This window comes from Streptomyces sp. NPDC006510 (assembly GCF_040611955.1).
In the GTDB taxonomy this organism is placed as follows: domain Bacteria; phylum Actinomycetota; class Actinomycetes; order Streptomycetales; family Streptomycetaceae; genus Streptomyces.
This window is the reverse complement of record NZ_JBEXPH010000364.1, coordinates 1-4,144: the sequence shown is the minus strand read 5'-3', so window position 1 is coordinate 4,144 and position 4,144 is coordinate 1. Positions and strand designations below refer to the sequence as shown.

The 4,144-nt window shown below is 67.4% G+C and carries 5 protein-coding genes; 3 read left to right on the top strand and 2 right to left on the bottom strand.

What is annotated here, in order from left to right; translation table 11 throughout:
- Nucleotides 1-90 precede the first annotated feature (90 nt).
- On the bottom strand, nucleotides 91-909 hold the full coding sequence (locus ABZY11_RS43290) for an SDR family oxidoreductase (protein ID WP_356484439.1): 819 nt from the start codon (nucleotides 907-909) through the stop codon (nucleotides 91-93).
- 114 nt (nucleotides 910-1,023) lie between these two features.
- Nucleotides 1,024-1,842 carry an SDR family NAD(P)-dependent oxidoreductase gene (locus ABZY11_RS43285; RefSeq protein WP_356484438.1) on the bottom strand — a complete coding sequence of 273 codons (819 nt, stop codon included), beginning with the start codon at nucleotides 1,840-1,842 and terminating at the stop codon, nucleotides 1,024-1,026.
- A 94-nt stretch (nucleotides 1,843-1,936) separates the two neighbouring features.
- Between ABZY11_RS43285 and ABZY11_RS43280 the strand changes: the two genes are divergently transcribed.
- The 3 genes from ABZY11_RS43280 (at nucleotide 1,937) to ABZY11_RS43270 (ending at nucleotide 4,057) form a co-directional block, all read left to right on the top strand.
- Nucleotides 1,937-2,557: a TetR family transcriptional regulator gene (locus tag ABZY11_RS43280; protein ID WP_356484437.1), complete on the top strand. Its 621-nt coding sequence runs from the start codon at nucleotides 1,937-1,939 to the stop codon at nucleotides 2,555-2,557.
- A gap of 428 nt (nucleotides 2,558-2,985) precedes the next feature.
- Complete coding sequence (locus tag ABZY11_RS43275; protein ID WP_356484436.1) at nucleotides 2,986-3,540, top strand: hypothetical protein; 555 nt, start codon at nucleotides 2,986-2,988, stop codon at nucleotides 3,538-3,540.
- 4 nt (nucleotides 3,541-3,544) lie between these two features.
- Nucleotides 3,545-4,057 carry a tyrosine-type recombinase/integrase gene (locus ABZY11_RS43270; RefSeq protein WP_356484435.1) on the top strand — a complete coding sequence of 171 codons (513 nt, stop codon included), beginning with the start codon at nucleotides 3,545-3,547 and terminating at the stop codon, nucleotides 4,055-4,057.
- Nucleotides 4,058-4,144: the final 87 nt, after the last annotated feature.

Sequence of the window (4,144 nt, the reverse complement as noted above, 5' to 3'; positions counted from 1 at the left end):
AGTTGCACTCGCGTCACGTACGACGGTCTACCGGACCAGACCGTGCCACGAAGGCACATCCCGCAGATTGATCACGACTCGATACGCACCCTAGTTGCCTTCCGCGGCCTTGGACACGTGCGCCCACTGGTCCCACTCGGCCAGGCGCTGCTGGTAGACCTGCGGTGCCATCAGAGTCGGCCCCTCCCCGAAGAACACGCGCAGCGGCGGCTCCTCGGCGTCGACGAGCGTGAGGATCGCGGACTTGAAGCCGACCGGCTCCGGGAGTACGACCTGCGCCCGCTGCGCGGCCATATTCTCGTGCAGAGCCGCGTACGCGGGATGCGTGTCGGCAACGATGGCGGATGCACCGGACCAGTCGGTGGCGAAGCCGCCGGGTTCGACCAGGGTGACCTTGATGCCGAAGCCGGCGACCTCCTGGGCGAGTGCGTCCGTCATCCCTTCCAGCGCCCACTTCGACGCGTGGTAGGCACCGAGGGTCGGGAACGCGACGATGCCACCCATGGTCGAGATCTGGATGATGTGGCCCGCGCGCTGCTCTCGGAGGATCGGGAGGACCGCCTGCGTGACATGGAAAACACCGAACAGGTTCGTCTCGATCTGGTCGCGCAGCTGCTGCTCGGTGATCTCCTCGACCGTTCCGAAGAGCCCGTAGCCCGCGTTGTTGATGACGACGTCGATCCGCCCGAACGTCTCGTGCGCGGCCTTCACCGCGGCGAACACCTGGTCCCGGTTGGTGACGTCGAGCTCGACCGGGAGGACGGCGTCGCCGTACTGCTCGACCAGGTCACTCAGAGTCTCCGTGTTGCGGGCGGTCGCTGCGACCTTGTCGCCACGCTCGAGGGCGCCGAGGGCGAACTCGCGGCCAAAGCCTTTCGACGCGCCGGTGATGAACCAAACTTTGCTCATGACGTGAACCTTCTGTTCGTATGGGCGGGTGTGCCACCCGGGCTCTCTCAGGTGCCGGCCGTGCGGTGACACGCCGTGGTGTGGGCGTGTCATGGCCCGCGGGCCGGGCGTTTTCTACTTGCCTTCCGCGGCCTTGGACACGTGCGCCCACTCGGCCCAGATGCCCAGACGCTGCTGGTACACCGCGGGTATCCACTGGGTGGGCTGCTCGCCGAAGAAGACGCGCAGCGGTGGCTCCTCGGCGTCGACGATCTGGAGGATCGCGCCGCCGACCCCCTCGGGGCCGGGTGCCTGGGCGGAGGCGCCCATCTCGGTCAGCGACGCGTACAGGGGGCCGTAGGCGTCCTGGCCGTGCGCGGTGAAGACCGACGAGCTCGCGAAGTCGGTGGCGAAGGCGCCGGGCTCGATCAGCGTGACCTTGATGCCGAAGGGGGCGACCTCCTGGGAGAGGGCCTCGCTCATCCCTTCCAGCGCCCACTTGGAGGCGCTGTAGCCGCCGGTGCCGGCGAAGGTGGCCACCCCCATGGCCGAGGAGATCTGGACGATGTGGCCGCTGCCCTGCTCCCGCAGGACGGGCAGTACCGCCTGGGTGACGTGGAAGACGCCGAAGACGTTGGTCTCCAGCTGGTCGCGCAGCTCCTGCTCGCCGAGGTCCTCCACGGCGCCGATCAGGGAGTAGCCGGCGTTGTTGACCACCACGTCCAGCCGGCCGAACCGCTCCTTGGCCGCCGCGACCGCCTCGAACACCTGCGTGCGGTCGGTGACGTCCAGCTGCAGCGGCAGCACCGCGTCACCGAACCGCTCGGCCAGATCGGCCAGCGCCTTGGCGTTGCGGGCGGTGGCCGCGACCTTGTCGCCGCGCTGCAGGGCGGCCTCGGCGAACTGGCGGCCGAAGCCGCGCGAGGAACCCGTGATGAACCAGACCTTGCTCATGGAAACACTCCTACTCGAAACGAGGTGTCGCAAGAAGACTGTAACTCTGCTTGAGACTCAGTATCAAGTTGAGATTTTCGTGTACTCTGCGGGTATGAGTGACTCCGCCGCTACTCCCACCCGCTCCGCGGTCAAGCCCGGGCTGCGCGAGCGCATGCGCGCCACGATCCGGGCGGAAGTGACAGACGTGGCCCTCAGGCTCTTCGCCGAGCAGGGATTCGACCGGACGACCGTCGACCAGATCGCCGCCGAGGCCGGGCTGTCGCGCGCCAGCCTGTTCCGCCATTTCGGCACGAAAGAAGACATCGTTCTGGCCGATCTGGACGAGATCGGCCGCCAGGTCACCGACGCGCTCGCCGCCCGGCCCGACGAGGAGCGGCCCTGGGAGGCGCTGCGCCGGGTGTTCGACGTGATGACGCGGATGCTCGAGGCGGAACCCGAGCGGATGCTCAGCTATCTGCGGATGCTCCAGGAGACGCCGTCACTGCGCGCCCGGCACTTCGAGAAGCAGATGCACTGGCAGGAGATAATGGCCCCGGAGATCGCACGGCGACTGGGGGTCAGTCCCGGCCAGCCGGACGATCCCCGGCCGGCTGCCCTGGTCGCGGCCGCCCTCGCCTGCGCGGACGCGGCTTCGGCGGGGTGGGTGGCCTGCGAGGGAGCAGTTCCACTGGCCGTGCTGCTCGACCGCGCCATGGGCGCATTCACCGACTAGCCGTTCTGCCCGCGCGCGTCTTGGTGCCCAGCCCTACCGGCCCGCAACGCGCACCTGCGCGGGATCATCGCGGCACCGGAGCTGGAGGAGGATCGGAACAGTGGAACCTGGGACAGGACCAGGCCCTCGGTGATAGGTCCGGAGTGCGGCCTCACAGCTCCAAGATCATCCCGCTGCCCCCTTTGGGCTCACCTTGGAAGCGGCCGCAATTTCATCTGATGCAACACTGCGGTCGGGCAGCACATCGGAGGTTCTGCCGACCATCGACGCAGGCCAGGGCCTCAGTTTATGCGGTCCCTTCAATCGGGCAGATCGCTCCCGTAGCCCTTGACGCCGCCACGGACAGGCTTCCTACCTGCACGTTTGTGATCGACTTACATCTGATGAAAGATCCCTTCGTCTGATGTAAGTGACGGAGAGTGCTTTTGATGAGCAGGAACAGCCTCGCACCGGGGGCAGCGGGGCTGCATCTGGTCAGCGATCTGCCGCTGCTGCGGCCCGACGAGCAGGTCTTCACCGCGATGCTGGACGGCTGGCGCAACCAGCAGTTGGCGCGCAACTTGGCTTTCTCCACGATCGAGGGCCGGGAGAAGACGGTGCAGGCCCTCGCTCGGCACGCCGACGCCTTCCCGTGGACTTGGTCGCCGCAGATGCTCGACGAGTGGATGGGCGATCTTCGGGCGGTCCGCGGGTTGAAGCGCTCCACGCTGCGCAACTATCAAGGCGCCGTGCGCTCGTTCTGCGAGTTCGCCGTCGACCCCGCCTACGGCTGGGCTGCGACCTGCGAAGAACGTTTCGGTACCCATCCCATACAGATCGTGCACGAGTGGAACGCCGCGGTGCACGTGGAGGACGCCGAAGCCGACGCGGCGAAGAGGCCCCTTCACCCAGGACGAGTTGCAGGCGTTCTTCGACCACGCCGACGACCAGGTCACCAAGGTTCGCGGCCGGGGCCGCAAAGGCTGGCTGCCCGCGTTTCGTGACGCAGTGCTCTTCAAGACCGCGTACGCCTTCGGTCTGCGCCGCAACGAGACTCGGATGCTGGACACGGTCGACTTCGGCCGCAACCCCGAGGGCTCGGAGTTCGGCGACTACGGCGTCTGCTACATCCGCCACGGCAAGGCGAAGAAGGGATCGCCCCCGAAGCGCCGCAGCGTGCTGACGGTCTGGGACTGGTCGGCGGAGATCCTCCAGCAGTGGAACGAGGAGGTCCTGCCGCTGTTCGCCACTTCCGACGCCGGGGCTCTGTGGCCCTCGGAACGCTCGGCCCGCATCGGCTTCTCCCAGATGAACACCCGCTTTGCTGCCTACCGGGACGCGCTCGGCCTGGACGAGGGACTGGACTTCCACTCCTTTCGAAGGTCGTACGTGACCCACCTGATCGAGGACGGCTGGGACGCCCGGTTCGTCCAGGTTCTCTTGAGTCCTCAGCAGTGTGTCCATGACGTGCAGCACGAGCCGGGGGCGGGCGGCGATCTGTGTGGTGGAGGTGGTTACTGACTTCGGCTGGTTAGGGTGACGTTGGGGTGTCGACGGCCAGGCCGGTGCCGGCTATGAAGCCGTCGAGGGTGTCGGGCCGGTACTGCA